The following is an 18,177-nucleotide window of genomic DNA, read 5'->3' as shown; positions in this document are numbered from 1 at the left end:
CGGTCAGGCCCCCTGCGAACGGCGGAACATCGCCCGCGTGAATAGCGGCCGGTTGCGCACGCGCAGCCAGAAGATGAACACGACAATCGCCGCCACGATGATGTGCAACGCCACCAGTCCAACCGCGAACGACATCCTGCCTTGCTCGATCCACGCCTGGACCACGTTGAGCAGATTCGAATACGTCAAATAGATCAGGACCGCCATCACCAGGTTGATGGTGCGGCTGCGCCGCGGGTTCTGATGCGCGAGCGGAATCGCCAGCAGCATCAGGTTGATTGCGATCAGCGGCAGGCCCGCGCGCCAGGCGAACTCGGCGAGGTTTTCGTTGGTCGGGTTGCGCAGCAGTGTGAGCGTGGGCAAACCGGTCGTGGTCGGCGTATTGACGACCGGCTGGCTCTGGATCTTCACGCCATAGCGCTCGAACTCCATGATGCGGAAATCGGGGTGGCCCGGTTCGCCGTCATAGCGGCGGCCATTTTCCAGCACGACGAAGCGGTCGCCGTTCTTGTGCGTTTCAGTGTGGCCGGTTTTCGACACGACCACGTTGACCTTGCCGTTTTCCGTGCTCGTCACAAATACGTTCTCGACGCGTGCCTGGTCGGGCGACATCTTTTCGATGAAAAACACCCGGTGGCTGGCAGCCGATTCGCGGAACTGGCCCGGCGCCAGCAGCGAGACTTCGTCGCGCTGCTGGAAGCGCGCGCGCAGCAGCTTGCTCTGCTGGTTCGACCACGGCCAGCCGACGAACACGAAGAACATGATGAGAATGATGATCGGCGTGGCAAAAATGCCGATTGGCTTGATGAAACGGGTCAGACTGACACCCGAGGCGAGCCAGACCACCATCTCGGAGTCTTTGTACCAGCGGGTCAGGACGAACAGGATCGACACGAACAGGGTCGCGACGAGCATGATGGCCAGGTAGCCGATCACGGTCAGGCCGATCAGGACCAGCACGTCGCGCGGATCGATCTCGCCCGAGGCCGCGAGGCCGACGATGCGGATCATCATCGTCGTCAGCACGAGCGTGAGGAGAACCATGAACACGGCACCAGCCGTATACGCGAGTTCGCGCTGGAGGGAGCGTTCGAAGATCATTATTGATGATGGGAGGGGGCGCTCTCAGTGACGCACGGGTTGGTTCCCGTCACGCCTCCGGTGCAGCCGCCGCGGGAAAAATAGCGGATAATTGCGGCTTTCATCCTAAGCTCAGATTTTATCCGAGGACAAGCGCGATGGACTTTAGCATAAAAGCCTGTGATTGGACCAAAGGCTCGTCAAACGGTTTCCTGACCGGGAAATCCGATTGCATCGTAATCGGCGTGTTCGAGTCGCAAACGCTCTCGGGCGCTGCACTGGAGATCGATGCGGCCACTAAGGGCCTCCTGACCCGCATCATCAAAGCCGGCGACATGGACGGCAAAGCCGGCACTACCCTGTTCCTGCACGAAGTTTCGGGCATCGGCGCTTCGCGCGTGCTGCTCGTCGGGCTTGGCAAACAGGATGCTTTCAGTCAGAAAGCCTACGGCGAAGCCGTGCGGGCCGCCTGGCGCGCACTGCTGGGCACCAAGATCGTCCAGGTCACCTTTACGCTCGCTCAACTGCCGATCCTCGAGCGCTCGGCCGATTGGGGCGTACGCGCCGCGATCCTCGCACTGCGCGAGCTGACCTACAAGTTCACGCAGATGAAGAGCAAGCCGGACAACGCCGCGCGCGCCCTGAAGCGCATCGTGTTCAGCGTCAACACCGGCGACGAGAAGGCCGCCAAGCTCGCGGCCAAGCAAGGCGCTGCACTCGCCAACGGCATGGATCTGACGCGCGACCTCGGCAATCTGCCGAGCAACGTCTGCACGCCGACCTACCTCGCCAGCACGGCGAAAAAACTCGCCAAAGACTGGAAACTGAAGGTCGAAGTGCTCGGCGAGAAGCAGTGTGAAGCGCTCAAGATGGGCTCGTTCCTGTCGGTCACGGCCGGCTCGGTCGAACCCGCCCAGTTCATCGTGCTGCAGTACCACGGCGGCGCCGCGAAAGCCGCGCCGGTTGTGCTGGTCGGCAAGGGCGTCACGTTCGACACCGGCGGCATTTCGCTCAAACCGGGCGAAGGCATGGACGAGATGAAGTACGACATGTGCGGCGCCGGTTCGGTGCTGGGCACGTTGCGCGCCGTCGCCGAAATGGGCCTGAAAATCAACGTGGTCGGGATTATCCCGGCGGTCGAAAACATGCCGTCGGCCACCGCCACCAAGCCGGGCGACATCGTTACCAGCATGAAGGGCCTGACGATCGAAGTGCTGAACACGGACGCCGAAGGCCGGCTGATCCTGTGCGACGCGCTGACCTACGCCGAGCGCTTCAAGCCGGCGGCGGTGATCGACATCGCCACGCTCACGGGTGCCTGCATCATCGCGTTGGGTCACCACAACAGCGGCCTGTTCTCGAAAGACGACGCGCTGGCGGGTGAGCTGCTCGACGCATCGCGTGAAGCGTCCGACCCGGCCTGGCGCATGCCGCTCGACGACGAGTATCAGGATCAGCTCAAGTCGAACTTCGCGGACCTCGCGAACATCGGCGGCCGTCCGGCGGGCAGCGTGACGGCAGCGTGCTTCCTGTCGCGTTTCACTGAAACGTACCCGTGGGCGCACCTGGACATCGCCGGCACCGCATGGAAGAGCGGCGCGGCGAAGGGAGCGACTGGTCGTCCGGTGCCGTTGCTCGCGCAGTTCCTGATCGATAGGGCCGCCGACGGTCGCGGCGCACAATGACGCATTGCAGTAAAGTTGCGGGCGTCGTTGCAGACGCCAAGCGGAGCCGCCGATGACGAGAATCGATTTTCACTCGAACGTCGGCGATTCGCTGCTGTATGCGTGCCGCCTGATCCGCAAGGCGTATCAGGCGGGCCAGCCTACCATCGTGCTGGCCGAGCCGGAGCGCCTGCGGGCCTTCGACGAGCAGTTGTGGACCTTCTCGCCTCTCGATTTCGTGCCGCACTGCGTGGCGGGCACGCCGCTCGCCGCGCAAACACCCATTGTGCTGACATCGAACCTCGATAATGTGCCGCACCATCAGGTGCTGCTCAATCTCGGCGCCGCGGTGCCGGCGCAATTCGCGCGCTTTGAAAGATTGCTGGAAGTGGTCGGTAACGCACACAACGAGCTCGCAGCGGGCCGCGAACGCTATCGTTTCTATCGCGATCGCGGCTATGCTTTGAACAACTACAAGCAAGGCAGCTAGGCCTCGTTCCGCGCGGGTCGTATGGTGTTCCGTCGTGTGGCTCCGACGCGTGCGCGGCATGCTGCAGCTTGGACTCAAACACGGAGAGCGCGCGTGTCCGATCCTAACGACGATAGTTCTATCCCGGTTCTGCACGAGATTCTCGTGCAGGGCAGGCCTGCCGAGGCGCGTTATGCGCCCGGCGGCGCAGCGGCCCCGGCGAGGCAGCCGGTGCCTGATCCTGCGGCCACGCGGGAACCGGCGCCCGAGCCTGAACCGGCGCTTGCGTCGGAACACGCGTATCCAGCAGAACACGCTCATCCGAGAAAACGCTCGAGGACGCACCACGCTCACGCCGCCGATCGCCAGCACGGACACGACGATGAGCATGAGGCCGCCGTTGCGCCGTCAGCGGGTGTATTCGATCGGGCCGAGCCGCACGCGCCGATCGAGGCGGGTGCGATCGTGCCGCCGGATATCGCTCACGAGGCACCCGCGCAGCCGCAACCGAATCTCGATGCGGATGTCATCGCCGAACGTCTGCGCGGACGGTTCACGAGTTTTCTGGCGGGCGAGGGGCGTAGCATTGTCGAAGCACGCTGCCGCGATGCTCTGCAGGATCACACGACATGGCTGGTCAACCAGATCACGCGCGAAGTAGCGCTGGCTCTGGAAACCGAAATGACCGGCTGGGTCAAGGAAGCAGTCGATCAGGAACTCGCGCGGCGCTCGGGCAGCGCCTGAACATGGCAGAGGGCGAGGCGCTCCTTTATCCGGGCGCGCTCGCTGCGCTCACCGGGCCGCGATCATTTGCGCCTTCAGGCCGTCAATCAGGCGTCAATCAGGCGTCAATCATTTAAGCGTCATCACCCAGCTCGCCAGCGTAGCCGCCTGATCGGGCGTGAGTTGCGTGTTGGCGGGCATGGGCACCGGGCCCCACACTCCCGTGCTGCCATCCAGAATCTTGCGCTTCAGATAGGTGGCGGCATCTTCGCGGCCGGCATACTTCGCGGCGACGTCATGCAGCGCCGGTCCCATAACCGGACGCGACACCGAGTGGCAACTCATGCAATTCTGCTGCTGGGCAAGCGCGAGACCGGCGGAGGCCTCCGCATGCGCCGCAGGAATGCCGACGCTTAACATAGCGCCCAGCACGCCGGCTGCTGCAAGCGCCGCAAACGACATTGATTTCATTCTGGTCTCCGTCGGTGCAGGTGCCCGACTTGTGGTGCAGGCATTATAAAAGGAAAGGGGCGCACGGTTTTCCGTGCGCCCCTTTGCGCTTTTTCGTAACTTATTTCGCAACTCAGACCGCTTAGGCAGAGGCGAGGAGGCTCCCGATTCGCCCGGCCAACCGAGGCGAATCCACGCGTGCCCGACGCGCGCTTAGCCCGTCACCGCCCCCTTGTTGGCCGGCAGCGCCAGCGCGGAGTACTTCGCCATCACGCCCCGCGTGTAACGTGGCTTCGGCTGTTGCCAGACGGCGCGGCGGCGTTCCAGTTCGGCATCGTCGATGTTCAGTTGCAGCAGCAGCTTGTGCGCGTCGATCGTGATCGAGTCGCCTTCCTGCACGAACGCGATCGTGCCGCCCACGAAGGCTTCCGGCGCAACGTGACCGACCACCATGCCCCACGTGCCGCCTGAGAAGCGGCCGTCGGTAATCAGGCCGACGCTTTCGCCGAGCCCCTTGCCGATGATCGCCGAGGTCGGTGCGAGCATTTCCGGCATGCCGGGGCCGCCCTTCGGCCCTAGGTAGCGCAGGACGACCACGTCGCCGGCGACGATTTTGTCGGCCAGAATGGCTTCCAGTGCGCTTTGCTCGTCGTCGAATACGCGGGCTGGGCCGGTAATGACAGGGTTCTTCAGGCCGGTGATCTTGGCGACTGCGCCGTCAACGGCCAGATTGCCCTTGAGGATGGCGAGGTGGCCTTCCTTGTACAGCGCCTGGTCGATCGGGAGGATCACCTGCTGATCGGCACGCGGCTTGCCCGGCACGTCCTTCAGTTCTTCGGCGATCGTCCTGCCGGTGATCGTGAGGCAATCGCCGTGCAGCAGACCTGCGTCGAGCAGAATCTTCATGACTTGCGGAATGCCGCCCGCCTTATGCAGATCCGTCGCGACGAACTGGCCCGACGGCTTCAGGTTGCAGATCACCGGCACTTTCTTGCGCATGCGCTCGAAGTCTTCGATGGTCCATTCCACTTCGGCCGCATGCGCGATGGCGAGGAAGTGCAGTACCGCGTTGGTCGAGCCGCCCGTTGCCATCAGCACGGCCACGGCGTTTTCGATCGACTTCTTCGTGACGATGTCGCGCGGCTTCAGGTCCTTCCTGACCGCTTCGACCAGCACGCGCGCCGATTCGGCTGCCGAGTCGACCTTTTCCTGGTCGGGGTTGGCCATCGTCGACGAATACAGCAGCGACATGCCCAGCGCTTCGAACGACGAGCTCATCGTGTTGGCGGTGTACATGCCGCCGCACGAACCCGTGGACGGGCACGCGTTCTTCTCGATCCCTTCAAAATCTTCCTGCGACATCCGGCCGGCGGTGAATTCGCCCACCGCTTCGAACGACGACACGATGGTCAGGTCGGTGCCCTTCCAGTTGCCCGGACGGATCGTGCCGCCATACACGTAGATGCTCGGCACGTTGGTGCGCAACATGCCGATCATGCCGCCGGGCATGTTCTTGTCGCAGCCGCCGATCACGACCACGCCGTCCATCCATTGCCCCTGCACGCACGTCTCGATGCAGTCGGCAATCACTTCGCGCGACACCAGCGAGTACTTCATGCCTTCGGTGCCCATCGACATGCCGTCCGAGATCGTCGGCGTGCCGAAGATCTGTGGATTCGCGTCGGCACCCTTGACTGCGGCGACTGCCGCGTCGGCCAGACGCTGCAGGCCGGCGTTGCATGGCGTGATGGTCGAGTGGCCATTGGCGATGCCGATCATCGGCTTGTCGAAGTCGTCCTTCTGATAGCCGAGTGCGTAGTACATCGAGCGGTTCGGGGAGCGCGCCACGCCTTGCGTGATGTTCTTCGAACGACGGTTGTATGCCATGGGGAACTCCAGTCTGTTTTGTTTTGATCTGTGCTGCGTGTTCGGGGCTCGGGCGGGTGCCGCAGGGGTTGAGCCTACGCTGCCTGGGTGCTGCCGCCGGGTTTCTGGTCGGCGCGTCAGTTCAGTTTAGTGCCGACGCGTCGCGCAAGGATGCAGTTTTGCAAAGCGCGTGTCCAGTATATTATTCGGGCTTCATTAGGTCGTAAAATGTATTAATTATGCTGCCCGCGATACCTGACCTGCGCCAGTTGCGCTATTTCGTGACCGTCGCCGAAGAAAAACACTTCGGGCGAGCGGCCGTACGCCTTTCCATGACGCAGCCGCCGTTGTCGCAGGCGATTCGGGCGCTGGAGGAGACGCTGGGTGTCGAGTTGTTCGCGCGCACCAAGCGCTCGGTCGAACTCACCCCGGTGGGCGCCGACCTGTTGCCTGAAGTTCAGCGCCTGCTGGCCGGCGCCGAGGGGCTGCGGCCGCTGGCGCAAAGCCTTGCGCGAGGCGAGGCGGGGGTGCTGTCGCTGGCCTTCGTCTCCACGGCCGACTATGGGCTGCTGCCGTTGCTGCTGCGCGATTTCGGCGCCCGCCATCCACGGGTGCGCCTCGAATTGACCGAAGCCACCAGCGACGTGCAGGTCGACGAACTGGTGGCCGGGCGCATCGACGCGGGCCTCGTGATCGCGCCGCTGCCGCCGCGTCATGCCACCCAGCTCTCGTGGCTGCCGATCGCCCGCGAACCGCTGGTGATCGCAATGTCGACGGAAACGGCGACGCGCGTGAGCGCTGCCGCGGAGTCCGACGCCTACCCGCATGCCGACCCGTGCGCCGAATGGCTGGACACGCCGATCAGCCTGCGCGATGTCGCCGACGAGCCGCTGGTGATCTTCCCAAGACGTTTGGCGCCAGGCTTTTATGACATCATTATGGATTGCTACGGCGTGGCGGGTCTTGCACCGCGGGTTGGCCAGGAGGCGATCCAGATGCAGACGATCGTGAGCCTTGTGTCAGCCGGAATGGGCGTCGCATTGGTGCCGCAATCCTTGCGTAACCTGCGCCGCACGGGCGTCGTGTACCGGCCGCTCGCGGAATCGGTGCCGGCGATCGAGACGGGCCTGGTCTGGCGCACGGCGGAGGTGAGTCCGGTATTGGCGGGCTTCATCGAGATCGTGCGAGCCCATGCGGCCACCGTCGAGGCGCAGTTCGCGGCGCCCCGTGCTTAGGCCTGAAGCAGCCGCGAACGCATTGCAAACCGAACCGTCCAACGTATGCGCCGCACGGTGTGCAAACGCTTGCAGCCACTTGAAAACCGATTAGAAATCCGCTTCTGAACCCGAACTGCCCATAACAACACGATGCTTATTCACCCGAATTTCGACCCCGTTGCCATTCATCTGGGGCCGCTCGCTGTGCGCTGGTATGGACTGATGTACCTCGTTGCGTTTATCGCAGCGATCGTCGTTGGCCGGTTGCGGCTGCGTTTGCCGTACGTCGCCGCGCAAGGCTGGACCGCCAAGGATATCGACGACATGCTGTTTTACGGCGTGCTCGGGACGATTTTCGGCGGCCGGCTCGGCTACGTGCTGTTCTATAAGGCGAGCTTTTACTTCGCGCATCCGCTCGACATCTTCAAGGTGTGGGAAGGCGGCATGTCGTTTCACGGCGGCTTTCTCGGCGTGACGCTGGCCATGGTGCTGTTCGCGTATCAACGCAAACGTTCGTGGCTGCAGGTCACCGATTTCGTCGCGCCGATGGTACCCACCGGGCTCGCGGCAGGGCGCCTCGGCAACTTTATCAACGGCGAATTGTGGGGCCGCGTGACCGATCCTTCGGCGCCGTGGGCGATGCTGTTTCCGGGCGCCGCACCGGACGACGCCACGTGGCTCACCACGCATCCGCAACTGGCCGCGCAATGGCATCTGAACGAAGTGTTCGCGCAATATCACATGCTGCCGCGCCACCCGTCGGAGCTGTATGAGATCGCGCTCGAAGGCGTGGTGCTGTTTTTCGTACTGATCTTCTTCTCGCGCAAACCGAAGCCGATGGGCGCGATTTCCGCGGTCTTCCTGATCGGCTATGGTCTCGCGCGCTTCACGGTAGAGTTCGCGCGTGAGCCGGATGACTTCCTTGGCTTGCTCGCCATGGGCCTTTCGATGGGCCAATGGCTCTCGCTGCCGATGATCCTCGTGGGCATTGGCATGCTGGTGTGGTCCTATCGCCGTGCACGGCGTCAATCGGCGCCGGCGGTCGGCGCGAATTGAGTGCGGTGAACTGATCGCTACGTTTTATCGTAGTGGTCGGTCAATGAAAAAAGCCACGGCATGCCGTGGCTTTTTGCTTTACTGCCGTACGTTGCGGTACGTCAGGCGTCAATCGCGTTACTTCATCTGCACCGAGCCCGACACATTGACCGTCACCGTCGACGTGCCGCCTTCGATCGGTACCGGCGCGGATGCCTTCGCATCGGCGCTCATGGCGCGTGCGCTCATCATCATCATGGGACGCGGCATAACGCCGTTATGCCCGACGTTGACTTCACGAATCGAATAGCCGCTGTAACCGAATGCCTGTGCCGACGAAGTGGCTTGCTCGCGGAACGACTTGATGGCTTCACCGGTGAGCTTCTGCTCGGCGGCGCGCTGGGCTTCAGGCGACAGCGAGAACTGCACGTTGCCCACTTGCATGATCGATGCCATCTGGCCCGCGAGTTTCGACGCCGAAGCGAAGTCGTGCGATTCGAGCACCACTTCGGTACGGCCGCGCCATGCGGAAATACGGCCGTCACGATCGGTGGACGGATAGATCGAGAAGGAACCGGTACGCGCGGTTACACCGCTCACGCCTTTGGCCTTTTGCAGCGCCGCATCGGCACGCTGATTCAGTGTGGCGGTGAGCGCGGACGGGTCGTTCGCTTCCTGCTCGTAGAACAACGTGATATCTACGACGTCTTGCGGTACTTCCGCGCTTGCCTGTGCATTCAGCGACAGCACACCTGCGGGCTGATACTGCGTCACACTCTGCGCGCGGGCCATGGCCGGCGTCAGCGCAAGCGCGACAGGGGCGGCGCAAACGAGAGCGAGAGCGAGTGCACGTGCGGTGTTTTTCGTCATTTTTGGACTCCTTGCTTGAACAGGTTGTGCACGAATTGAGCGAACGCTGTGCGTTGGCACAACGTTTGCGAGTCCGTTAGGCGCCTGTAACCTGAGCTTGGTTCCCTAATTTGACGTTTGCTCACACTTGCTTTCGAGCGTGCGTGGATATGCACAGGATTTGCGCAGGGCTCAAGCGACCACGGACGCGAGGTGAGTATGCAACGTCAAACAAGACGCTTGGTGATGAAGCGCCATTCGGCCTCGGTCACCGGCGTGATCGACAGACGGTTGCCTCTGGCGAGCACACGCATGTCCTTCAATTCCTCATGCTCGCGCAGTGCGGCAAGCGGAATCAATGGAATCTTTTTCTTGAACACTACATCGACGAGCAGCCAGCGCGGTGTTTCCTGCGACGACTTCGGGTCGTAGTAGGGGCTCTTTTTGTCGAACTGGGTTGGGTCCGGATACGCGGTGGACGATACCTCCGCGATCCCGGCGATGCCCGGCTCAGGGCAGCTCGAGTGATAGAACAGCACACCGTCGCCGACCTGCATCATGTCGCGCATGAAGTTGCGCGCCTGATAGTTGCGCACGCCGGTCCACGGCAACGTGTGCTGCGGGGCCTCTGCGAGATGGTCGATGCTTGCTTCGTCCGGTTCGGACTTCATTAGCCAGTAGCGCATGAATCGAAGTGAGCGTTAAAGGTTTGAGAATACAGAAGAAAAAGCGAGACCCAAAGAAAAACGGCACCGAACCGAAGTCCGATGCCGTTTTGAATAAGGTCCCCGCCTTAGCCGCTAGGCCGGCATCCTGAACCGGGGGTTCAGAATTGGTCGCAGTTAGCAGCACTTCGGGTACATCAGACAGAGTGACGCGCACACCCGTGCTACAAATTTCCACAACCGTGCACATGGCATTGGTTCAAGGAATATATGACCTTGGCGAACCAGGCAGGGAAGTCAAACCGATTGAACTCAATCACTTGCGTGAGTCTTGGCTCATGCATTGTGCTTGAATTCGCAGCCGATCTCAGGACCGGCTACTTGAAATTGTTCGATACTGCTAGGCACTTACTGCATGCTGTACTGCTGAATCACAGTACCCAGTTGTTCGTTCATTTGATGCATTGTACGCCGGATTTCTTCTGCGGGAAATGCTTCTCCGTGTCGCACGCTCGATTGCAGCCTAAGCAGTTCCGATGCCAGCGACAGCGCAGCCATGACGGCAATGCGATCGGTGCCGCGCACGTTGCTGTTATTGCGGATCTTCGACATCTCGGCGTCGACGCGTGCGACCGCTTCAAGCAGCGCGCCTTCAGTTTCAGGCGAGCAGGCGAGGCGATAGGGCACGCCGAGAATCGATACTTCGATCTGCTTGGTGGTCATGCATTTTCTCCGTGGCGGGTGACGTCGCTCTCCGCTTCAAGCTCTTGCGGCGCGGTATCGAGCAGATCGAGCTGATTATCCGGCTCGCTATGCGCGCGGGCGCGCGGCAGCTTTTCGAGGATCGCATTCAGGCGTACCTGTGCGTCGTCGATCTTTGCCGACAGCGCGTCGCGTTCCGCCTGCAGTGCATCGCGCTCCTCGCGCATTAACGCGAGTTCAGTGCGCGTGGCCTCTGCTTCGGCACGCGTTTGGGCGAGCTGATTCTCGAGCGCGAGCCGCGCTTCGTTGTGGCGTTGGCTGATCGCGATCAGCTTGCCGATATTCTGTGAAAGTGTTTCGAGTTCGGTGAGCATCTGCTGCGTCCTCTAAAGACATTGCATTTTAGCGCGGAATGTCGCAGGTTCCGACAATTGTCTCGTTTCGAGACGTAACAACATCGCTTTATGCAGGCATTTATCGACCATATGATGAAAAGCAGCCCACGCATCGGACAATAACCTGCACATAACGGAACAGATTGCGCATGGATTGACCATTCTTGACGGACCCGGAGGCCGCTCCTAAACTGGCCGCACTTTGGCGCCCGCGCGCGTTTTTTTCGCAGTGCACGCGGCTAAACGGGAAGCCCGGCGTGCGCCTCGCGTGCACGCGCGAACCTGCGCAGACTCCGGCAACGGCAAGCGATTGCGTTCGCCATGCCGGTCGATCCTGATCGTGTGTTTGAAGCTGAACACGCGAGTGTGCCACTGCGCGCCACGCGTGGGAAGGCGGGATCGACGTGTTGCCAGTCCGGAGATCGGACGGAAGGCGAGGGACGTCCCCGCTCAAACGCGGAAAAATGGCCCCATCACCCAACGCTAAGCCGAACGAAAACGGCCTGATTTCGCTGCGTCACAAGCTCAACCGTAAAAGGAATACGAGCGAGGAATACGAGCGCCACGGCAACGGCAGCTACGGCAAAGCGTGCCGTGTGCCCTTTCAGGCCGGCCAGATTCGGCCTAGTCCATGGCGCGGCCAGTATTCCGGTTTTGGCTGCGTGAGCAGTTACTATCTCGGCTACGGCTTCGACGTCACCCGGCGTTGGAAGGCGACTGCAAGCTATTCGAATCCGATCGACTACCCGCAAGTCTTGTCCGGCATTCACCTGCCGGGGAGCGGTAGTTGTGTGAACCTGCAGCGGATCGAAGGAGCGTGGATCTGTCATGCGCGCAAGACGGAGAGATGCAGACGCGCTACGCCAACATCACGAAGGTCTGCTACGTCGCCGCGCGGATCCGGAACCTGTTGAACAAGGACTATGAAACAGCCTACTCGTATACCTCGCTGCGGCGCGGTGCGTATCTCACGGTTGGGTGGCAGCAGTGAAGAAGGTACTGGCATGAGAACGCCTCGATGAACCGCGGCTCGAGTCCGATGCCCACAAACACGATGCGCGTGATGAACGCGAAGCGCGCGGCCGCGATCTGGTTCGCGCTCGCGGGAATTGCGCTGGCTGTGCTGATGGCGTCGCTCGCGCTCGGCAGTGTGTCGCTTGCACCCGCGCGCGTGTTGGCGGCGCTGCTGCCGTCGCATGTGACGCATGTCGAGTCCGCCGATCTTGCCGGCGAGATCGTGCGCACGCTGCGTTTGCCGCGCGCGTTGGCCGGCTTCGCGTGCGGCGCGCTGCTGGCGCTGGCCGGTGCGCTGCTGCAAGTGCTGTTGCGCAACCCCTTGGCCGAGCCCTATGTATTGGGTGTGTCGGGCGGGGCGGCCACATTCGCGCTGGTCGCGATGATCGCCGGCTGCGCGTGGTGGATCGTCGACGCCAGCGCGTTCGCCGGCGCGCTCGTGTCGATCCTGCTGGTGCTCGGGCTTGCACGCCGTGAGTTGTGGCGGGGCGAGCCGCAGGATACGTCGCCGCGTTTGCTGCTGACCGGCGCGGTGATCGCGGCGGGTTGGGGCGCCGTCCTTACCTTGCTGCTCAACCTCGCGCCGGATAATCGGCTGCGCGGTATGTTGTTCTGGCTGACCGGCGATCTGAACGGCGGCGCGATGCCGTGGGTGGCGCTTGTTGCGCTGGCCGTCGTGCTGGTGGCGATCGTCCCCGCGGCGCCGCGGCTGAATGTACTGCTGCGGGGTGACGCCGCTGCGCAGACACTCGGCGTCGCCGTGATGCCGCTGCGCTTGCGTGTCTATCTGGTGGCGTCGCTCGCGGCTGCCGCCGCAGTGACGACGGCGGGCACCATCGGTTTTGTCGGCCTTGTCGTACCGCATATGTTGCGGCTCGCGTTCGGCAACGACCAGCGCATGCTGTTGCCGGCCGCGGCGCTCGGTGGCGGTGTCGCGGTGATGGGAGCGGATCTGATCGCGCGTACCGTGATTGCGCCGGCGCAATTGCCGGTCGGCGTGATCACATCGATCGTCGGTGTGCCGGTGTTTCTTTGGATGCTGCTGCGCAGGCGCCGATGATGAATCCGCACGACCTCCCCGATGTGGCGCTCAGCGCGCAACGCCTGACCTTGCGCGCGGGCATGCGCACCTTGCTCGACGCGTTCACGCACACGTTCTACGCCGGCGAGATCTGGTGCATTGCCGGGCCGAACGGTGCGGGCAAGACAAGCTTGCTCTCCACGCTCGCCGGTCTGGCGCAGCCGTCGGCGGGCCATGTCAAACTCGACGGCGTGCGTCTCGCCGACTGGCAGCCGTTGCCGCTCGCGCAGCGTCGCGCGCTGATGCCGCAAAGCGCAGCGGATGCTTTCAGCGCGAGCGTGCTCGACATCGTGATGCTGAACCGCTTTCCGCATCTGACGGGCTGGGGGTGGGAAAGCGAGGCCGATCGTGCTGCCGCGCATGCCGCGCTCGATGGGTTGGGCCTCGCCGCATTTGCTGCGCGCGACGTGCTCTCCCTCTCGGGTGGCGAACGGCAACGCGTCGCGCTGGCAGCCGTGTTGTGCCAGGAGGCACCGTTGTTGCTGCTCGACGAACCGCTCTCGCATCTGGATCTGCACCACCAGATCGATTGTCTGGAAGCGCTGACCGCCTGGACGCGCAAGCCTCGGCGTACAGTGATGTTTTCGTGTCATGACTTGAATCTCGCGCGGCGCTTCGCGACACATGCGCTGCTGCTCGACGGCAATGGCGGCGCGTATGCCGGACCGGTTCACGACGTGCTGACGCCCACGCTGACGAGCCGGGCGTTCGGCTATCCCTTGATTCTGATTCGCGACGGCGAGCATGAGGCGCTGATTCCCGCGCCGCGCTCAGGTCACGAATCGCTTGCGGCTGATGACATATCAGCAGGCTAAGCGCTTTATAAAAACACACTCTTTCTGTTTGAAACGTCTATGACTTTTTTATCAGCTGTGCCGGGATTGACCGATGTCGAACCGCTCGATCAAACGCTGCGTGCCGAACTGCAACACATTATCGATACCAAGACCAAGCCGCCCGGCAGTCTTGGACGGCTCGAGACACTCGCACGCCAGTTGGGGCTGATCCAGCGTACGACGCATCCCACGGTCGAACGCCCGGCGATGATCGTGTTCGCCGGCGACCACGGCATTGCGCAGGAGGGCGTGAGTCCTTATCCGCAAGCAGTGACCGCGCAAATGGTCGCCAACTTTCTGGCCGGTGGCGCGGCGATCAATGCCTTGAGCCGCGTTTGCGGCGTCGAGCTCGAAGTGGTCAACTCAGGTATTGCTACGCCGCTGCCGTCCACTGACGGTCTTATCGATATCCCGGTCGCGCCCGGCACGCGCAACTTCGCGCATGAACCCGCGATGACGCGCGAACAGGCGCTGGCCGCGATGCAGGCGGGCGCGGCGCGGGTGCGGCATCATCTGGCGCTCGGCACCAATGTGATCGGCTTCGGCGAGATGGGCATTGCGAATACGTCGTCGGCCGCTTGTCTGATGAGCCGCCTATGCGGCGTGCCGATCGACGAATGCGTTGGACGCGGCACGGGTCTGGACAATGCCGGGCTGGCGAAAAAACGCAACGTACTGGCTTCGGCACTCGCGCATCATGCCGTTTCCAACGATCCGCTCGACGTGCTCGCCACCTTCGGCGGCTTCGAAATCGCCATGATGACAGGCGCATACCTCGCCGCCGCGCAGGCGCGTATGACAATCCTCGTCGACGGTTTCATTGCGACGTCGGCATTGCTGGCAGCCGATGCGTTCGCACCGAAGGTACGCGAGTATTGTGTGTTCGCGCATGCGTCGAACGAGGCGGGGCACCGGCGCATGCTCGATCATTTCGGCGCGTTGCCATTGCTTTCGCTCGATATGCGTCTCGGCGAAGGCACGGGGGCGGTGCTCGCGGTGCCGCTGCTGCGGGCGGCGGTGGCGTTCGTCAACGAAATGGCGAGCTTCGAATCGGCCGGGGTTGCGAATCGCGATGCTTGACACATTGCATAAAGCGCCACCGTACGAAGCGCCTTCGTATAGAAGCGCGCGTCCGGTTCGCTCATGAACCCGCTTGCGGAACTGCGCTATTTCTTCACGGCGCTCGGCTATTTCACGCGCGTGCCGGTGCCGCGCTGGGTTGGCTATGAGCCACATTATCTGAATGCGGCGGCGCGTTATTTTCCGCTGGTCGGTTTGTTGATCGGCGGATTGAGCGCGCTGGTTTATCTCGCGGCCTTGCAGGTCTTTCCCGCAGGCGTGGCGGTGCTGCTGTCGATGGCTGCGTCGCTTCTCGTCACCGGCGCGTTTCATGAGGACGGACTCGCTGATTGCGCCGATGCGTTCGGGGGCGCCTATACGCGCGAGGACGTGTTGCGCATCATGCATGATTCGCGCATCGGTGCTTTCGGCGCCATCGCGCTCGTGATCGCGCTAGCACTGAAATGGCAAACGCTCACCGCACTGCCGCCGGTACGCGCCGCGAGTCTGATGATTGCCGCGCATGCGGCGAGCCGTGTGTTTGCCATCAGCTATCTGGCCACGCTCGACTACGTGCGCGCCGAAGGCAAAGCCAAACCGGTCGCACAACGTTTGAGCGGGTCCGCGTTGCTCTGCGCAGCGGTATTCGGTTTGCCGTTGTTGCTCTGGCCGAACGGGCCCGGTCTGCCGGATTGGCGTTTTGCCGGCGCGGCAATCGTCGTGCTCGCGGGGCTGCGGTTTGTCATGGGGCGTTATTTCGTCAGGCGGATCGGCGGCTATACCGGCGACTGTCTGGGCTTCGCACAACAGATTCTTGAGCTGAGCATCTATCTGCTGGGGCTTGCATGGATATCGTCCTGATCCGTCATCCCGCCGTCGCGCTCGACGCGGGTGTTTGCTACGGCCAAAGCGACATCGCGCTTGCCGAAGATGTGGAAGTTTCGTCAACCGCGCTTGCGTTGAAACTCGCCACGCTGCAAGTGCCGGCGCCACGGGTGTTCATATCGAGTCCGCTGATGCGTTGCTCGGCGCTCGCCGCCGCCATGGCGAACGATTTCGGTTGTGCGCTCAGCCATGATGATCGTCTGCAGGAAATGAACTTCGGCGATTGGGAGCAGCGTCGCTGGGACGCGATCGATCGTGCGTTGCTCGACGACTGGGCGGCCAACTTCGAACATGCGCGTGCGCATGGCGGCGAGAGCGTTGCGCAATTCGTCGCGCGAGTGCGGGCGTGGTTCGACGCGTTCGCGCAGACACGCGAGCTGTCGCCGGCCTACGTGGTCACGCATGCCGGCGTTATGCGGGCGATCGCTTCGCTGGCGCTGGACGTGCCGCTGGAGCGCTGTCTGCGCTGGTCGCTGGAGATGACAGGGATTGTCTGGCTGCGCAGGGACGAGGGTGCGCAACAGTGGTCGTTGGTGCGGTGGAATGCCTGAAAGCGGGCGTTCGCTCTTGCTCCTGAATTGCGACAGCCTCCACTTTAATCGTGACATTTTTAGGGGAAATTTGTCGCGGAAAGCCTAAATTGCGCCACTTTGTGAATTAAAAGTGGCGCGATTATCTCGATTTGTGCCACAATTACAAGAAAAAGTGGCGCGATTATGACTTATCGCGTCACATAGGCTCAAGGGTGGCGCGCATGAACAGCAATGGCATCAAACAGGAACTGGATCTGATCGAGCAACTCATCGCCGCAAGCGCTGAGGGCCAGAGTATTCGTGCGCTTGCCACCGCGCTTGCCGTGCGCCGCCATCCCATGCCGCGTCGCACGCTGCAACGTCGTCTCGACGCATTGCTCGAAGCTGGCCGGATCGTTTCGGAAGGCGCCGGCCGCGCCGTCGCCTATAAGCAGGTTTCCGCCCCCAGCGCGGCAGTGTTCCCGGCTCCGATCGTCAGCGGCACAAGCACTGCCGGCGAGGCTTACATACCCGTGTCGAGTGCGGGTCTCGAGGTGCGCGCAGAAGTGAACAGGCCGCTGCACGAACGCCGGCCGGTTGGTTATAACCGCGCGTTTCTCGAACGCTATCGTCCAAACCAGGACGCGTATTTGTCGCAAGCGCAGCGTGCACGCCTGCACGAATGGGGGCGCACATCGGCGGACGTGCGTCCGGCGGGTACATACGCGCGCGGCATCATGAGCAGGCTTCTGATCGATTTGTCATGGGCTTCGTCGCGGCTGGAGGGCAATACCTATACGCGGCTCGATACCGTACGGTTAATCGAGCAAGGGCACATCGCGGAAGGCAAGGGCGCTCAGGAAACGCAGATGATCCTGAATCATAAGGCCGCGATCGAAATGATCGTCGAGAGCGCGGACGAAGTGGGCTTCAATCGATTCACCGTCCTGAACCTGCATGCGATTCTCTCGGACAACCTGATGTCCGACCCGTTCGCGAGCGGCCGTTTGCGCGCGCGCGAAGTGGAGATCAGCGGCACGGTATTTTTTCCGCTTGCGGTGCCTCAGCAGATCGCGGAGTGTTTCGAGGCAGTGTTAGACAAGGCCGCCCAGATCGAAGACCCCTTCGAGCAGGCTTTCTTCGGCATGGTGCACCTGCCGTATCTGCAGCCGTTCGAAGATGTCAACAAACGGGTCTCGCGTCTGACTGCGAATATCCCGCTCGTCCGGAAGAATCTGTGTCCGCTGTCGTTCATCGACGTTCCCGAAAAGGCCTACGTGGACGGCACGCTCGGCGTGTACGAAGGCAATCGTGTCGAGCTGTTGCGCGATGTTTTTATCTGGGCGTACGAGCGCTCCTGTCAACGTTATCTCGCGATTCGACAATCGATCGGTGAGCCGGACGCGTTCCGGCTCAAGTATCGCAATGCGTTGATCGAGGTAGTGCAGGAGGTGATTCGCGGCGGCCTTGCCGGCACGCGTGGCGAGATCGAAACGCTCGCACAGGGCCGGATGGACGCGGCGGATATCTCTCTGTTCGTCGACGCGATCCAGTCTGATCTCGATCAACTCTATCTCGGCAATGTCGCGCGCTATCGATTGCGGCTTTCCGAATTCGAGCGCTGGCCGTTCAAGCGGACTGACGCGGTCTCGTACTAACCGGGTACATCTCGCGA

19 protein-coding genes and 1 other RNA gene are annotated in these 18,177 nt (G+C 62.4%); 12 read left to right on the top strand and 8 right to left on the bottom strand.

The window, feature by feature from the left end:
* Nucleotides 1–3: 3 nt before the first annotated feature.
* The gene (lptF, locus tag GH665_RS16495) at nt 4–1,101 is read right to left on the bottom strand and encodes an LPS export ABC transporter permease LptF (RefSeq protein ID WP_153136745.1); all 1,098 of its coding nucleotides are present in this window, start codon (nt 1,099–1,101) and stop codon (nt 4–6) included.
* 137 nt (nt 1,102–1,238) lie between these two features.
* On the opposite strand from lptF, the gene GH665_RS16490 reads away from it, so the two are divergent.
* From GH665_RS16490 to GH665_RS16480, 3 genes are all read left to right on the top strand, one after another.
* The gene (locus tag GH665_RS16490) at nt 1,239–2,765 is read left to right on the top strand and encodes a leucyl aminopeptidase (protein WP_153136744.1); all 1,527 of its coding nucleotides are present in this window, start codon (nt 1,239–1,241) and stop codon (nt 2,763–2,765) included.
* A 52-nt stretch (nt 2,766–2,817) separates the two neighbouring features.
* Entirely contained in the window at nt 2,818–3,234 is a 417-nt protein-coding gene (locus tag GH665_RS16485) for a DNA polymerase III subunit chi (RefSeq protein ID WP_153136743.1), read from the top strand.
* 93 nt (nt 3,235–3,327) lie between these two features.
* Complete coding sequence (locus tag GH665_RS16480) at nt 3,328–3,957, top strand: DUF2486 family protein (protein WP_153136742.1); 630 nt, start codon at nt 3,328–3,330, stop codon at nt 3,955–3,957.
* A gap of 108 nt (nt 3,958–4,065) precedes the next feature.
* On the opposite strand, the gene GH665_RS16475 is transcribed toward GH665_RS16480, so the two are convergent.
* Both GH665_RS16475 and ilvD read right to left on the bottom strand, forming a co-directional pair.
* The gene (locus tag GH665_RS16475; RefSeq protein WP_153136741.1) at nt 4,066–4,407 is read right to left on the bottom strand and encodes a c-type cytochrome; all 342 of its coding nucleotides are present in this window, start codon (nt 4,405–4,407) and stop codon (nt 4,066–4,068) included.
* 192 nt (nt 4,408–4,599) lie between these two features.
* The gene (ilvD, locus tag GH665_RS16470; protein WP_153136740.1) at nt 4,600–6,273 is read right to left on the bottom strand and encodes a dihydroxy-acid dehydratase; all 1,674 of its coding nucleotides are present in this window, start codon (nt 6,271–6,273) and stop codon (nt 4,600–4,602) included.
* A 218-nt stretch (nt 6,274–6,491) separates the two neighbouring features.
* Between ilvD and GH665_RS16465 the strand changes: the two genes are divergently transcribed.
* Both GH665_RS16465 and lgt read left to right on the top strand, forming a co-directional pair.
* On the top strand, nt 6,492–7,487 hold the full coding sequence (locus GH665_RS16465) for a LysR family transcriptional regulator (RefSeq protein WP_153136739.1): 996 nt from the start codon (nt 6,492–6,494) through the stop codon (nt 7,485–7,487).
* Between the two features lie 132 nt (nt 7,488–7,619).
* On the top strand, nt 7,620–8,525 hold the full coding sequence (gene lgt, locus GH665_RS16460; protein WP_153136738.1) for a prolipoprotein diacylglyceryl transferase: 906 nt from the start codon (nt 7,620–7,622) through the stop codon (nt 8,523–8,525).
* 117 nt (nt 8,526–8,642) lie between these two features.
* Here lgt and GH665_RS16455 read toward each other — a convergent pair whose 3' ends face one another.
* The 5 genes from GH665_RS16455 to GH665_RS16435 all read right to left on the bottom strand — a co-directional run bounded on the left by GH665_RS16455 (nt 8,643) and on the right by GH665_RS16435 (nt 11,094).
* Nucleotides 8,643–9,374, bottom strand: a complete 732-nt coding sequence (locus GH665_RS16455) for an SIMPL domain-containing protein (protein WP_153136737.1) — start codon at nt 9,372–9,374, stop codon at nt 8,643–8,645.
* Between the two features lie 206 nt (nt 9,375–9,580).
* Entirely contained in the window at nt 9,581–10,039 is a 459-nt protein-coding gene (locus GH665_RS16450) for an EVE domain-containing protein (RefSeq protein WP_153136736.1), read from the bottom strand.
* A 95-nt stretch (nt 10,040–10,134) separates the two neighbouring features.
* Nucleotides 10,135–10,316: non-coding RNA, 6S RNA (gene ssrS, locus GH665_RS16445), on the bottom strand.
* Nucleotides 10,317–10,426: 110 nt separating this feature from the next.
* Nucleotides 10,427–10,741, bottom strand: a complete 315-nt coding sequence (locus tag GH665_RS16440; RefSeq protein ID WP_091796442.1) for a cell division protein ZapA — start codon at nt 10,739–10,741, stop codon at nt 10,427–10,429.
* Nucleotides 10,738–11,094, bottom strand: coding sequence for an ATPase (locus GH665_RS16435; protein ID WP_028200474.1), 357 nt, complete (start codon nt 11,092–11,094; stop codon nt 10,738–10,740). The genes GH665_RS16440 and GH665_RS16435 overlap by 4 nt, the downstream gene beginning before the upstream one ends.
* A gap of 838 nt (nt 11,095–11,932) precedes the next feature.
* On the opposite strand from GH665_RS16435, the gene GH665_RS16430 reads away from it, so the two are divergent.
* The 7 genes from GH665_RS16430 (at nt 11,933) to GH665_RS16400 (ending at nt 18,160) form a co-directional block, all read left to right on the top strand.
* A complete protein-coding gene (locus GH665_RS16430) occupies nt 11,933–12,106 on the top strand; it encodes a hypothetical protein (protein WP_153136735.1) in 174 nt (57 codons plus the stop codon).
* Between the two features lie 27 nt (nt 12,107–12,133).
* Entirely contained in the window at nt 12,134–13,189 is a 1,056-nt protein-coding gene (locus tag GH665_RS16425) for a FecCD family ABC transporter permease (RefSeq protein ID WP_153136734.1), read from the top strand.
* Nucleotides 13,186–14,025 carry an ABC transporter ATP-binding protein gene (locus GH665_RS16420; RefSeq protein ID WP_153136733.1) on the top strand — a complete coding sequence of 280 codons (840 nt, stop codon included), beginning with the start codon at nt 13,186–13,188 and terminating at the stop codon, nt 14,023–14,025. The genes GH665_RS16425 and GH665_RS16420 overlap by 4 nt, the downstream gene beginning before the upstream one ends.
* A 39-nt stretch (nt 14,026–14,064) precedes the next feature.
* Nucleotides 14,065–15,126, top strand: a complete 1,062-nt coding sequence (gene cobT / locus GH665_RS16415) for a nicotinate-nucleotide--dimethylbenzimidazole phosphoribosyltransferase (RefSeq protein ID WP_153136732.1) — start codon at nt 14,065–14,067, stop codon at nt 15,124–15,126.
* A 63-nt stretch (nt 15,127–15,189) separates the two neighbouring features.
* Complete coding sequence (locus tag GH665_RS16410; RefSeq protein ID WP_153136731.1) at nt 15,190–15,966, top strand: adenosylcobinamide-GDP ribazoletransferase; 777 nt, start codon at nt 15,190–15,192, stop codon at nt 15,964–15,966.
* Complete coding sequence (cobC, locus tag GH665_RS16405; protein WP_153136730.1) at nt 15,951–16,541, top strand: alpha-ribazole phosphatase; 591 nt, start codon at nt 15,951–15,953, stop codon at nt 16,539–16,541. Before GH665_RS16410 ends, cobC begins: the two co-directional genes overlap by 16 nt.
* A gap of 203 nt (nt 16,542–16,744) precedes the next feature.
* Nucleotides 16,745–18,160 (top strand): Fic family protein, encoded by a 1,416-nt coding sequence (locus GH665_RS16400; RefSeq protein ID WP_153136729.1) that lies wholly within the window; start codon nt 16,745–16,747, stop codon nt 18,158–18,160.
* The last annotated feature ends 17 nt before the right edge of the window (nt 18,161–18,177 follow it).

It is taken from the genome of Paraburkholderia agricolaris, from assembly GCF_009455635.1.
In the GTDB taxonomy this organism is placed as follows: domain Bacteria; phylum Pseudomonadota; class Gammaproteobacteria; order Burkholderiales; family Burkholderiaceae; genus Paraburkholderia; species Paraburkholderia agricolaris.
This window is presented reverse-complemented; position numbering and strand designations above follow the sequence as displayed.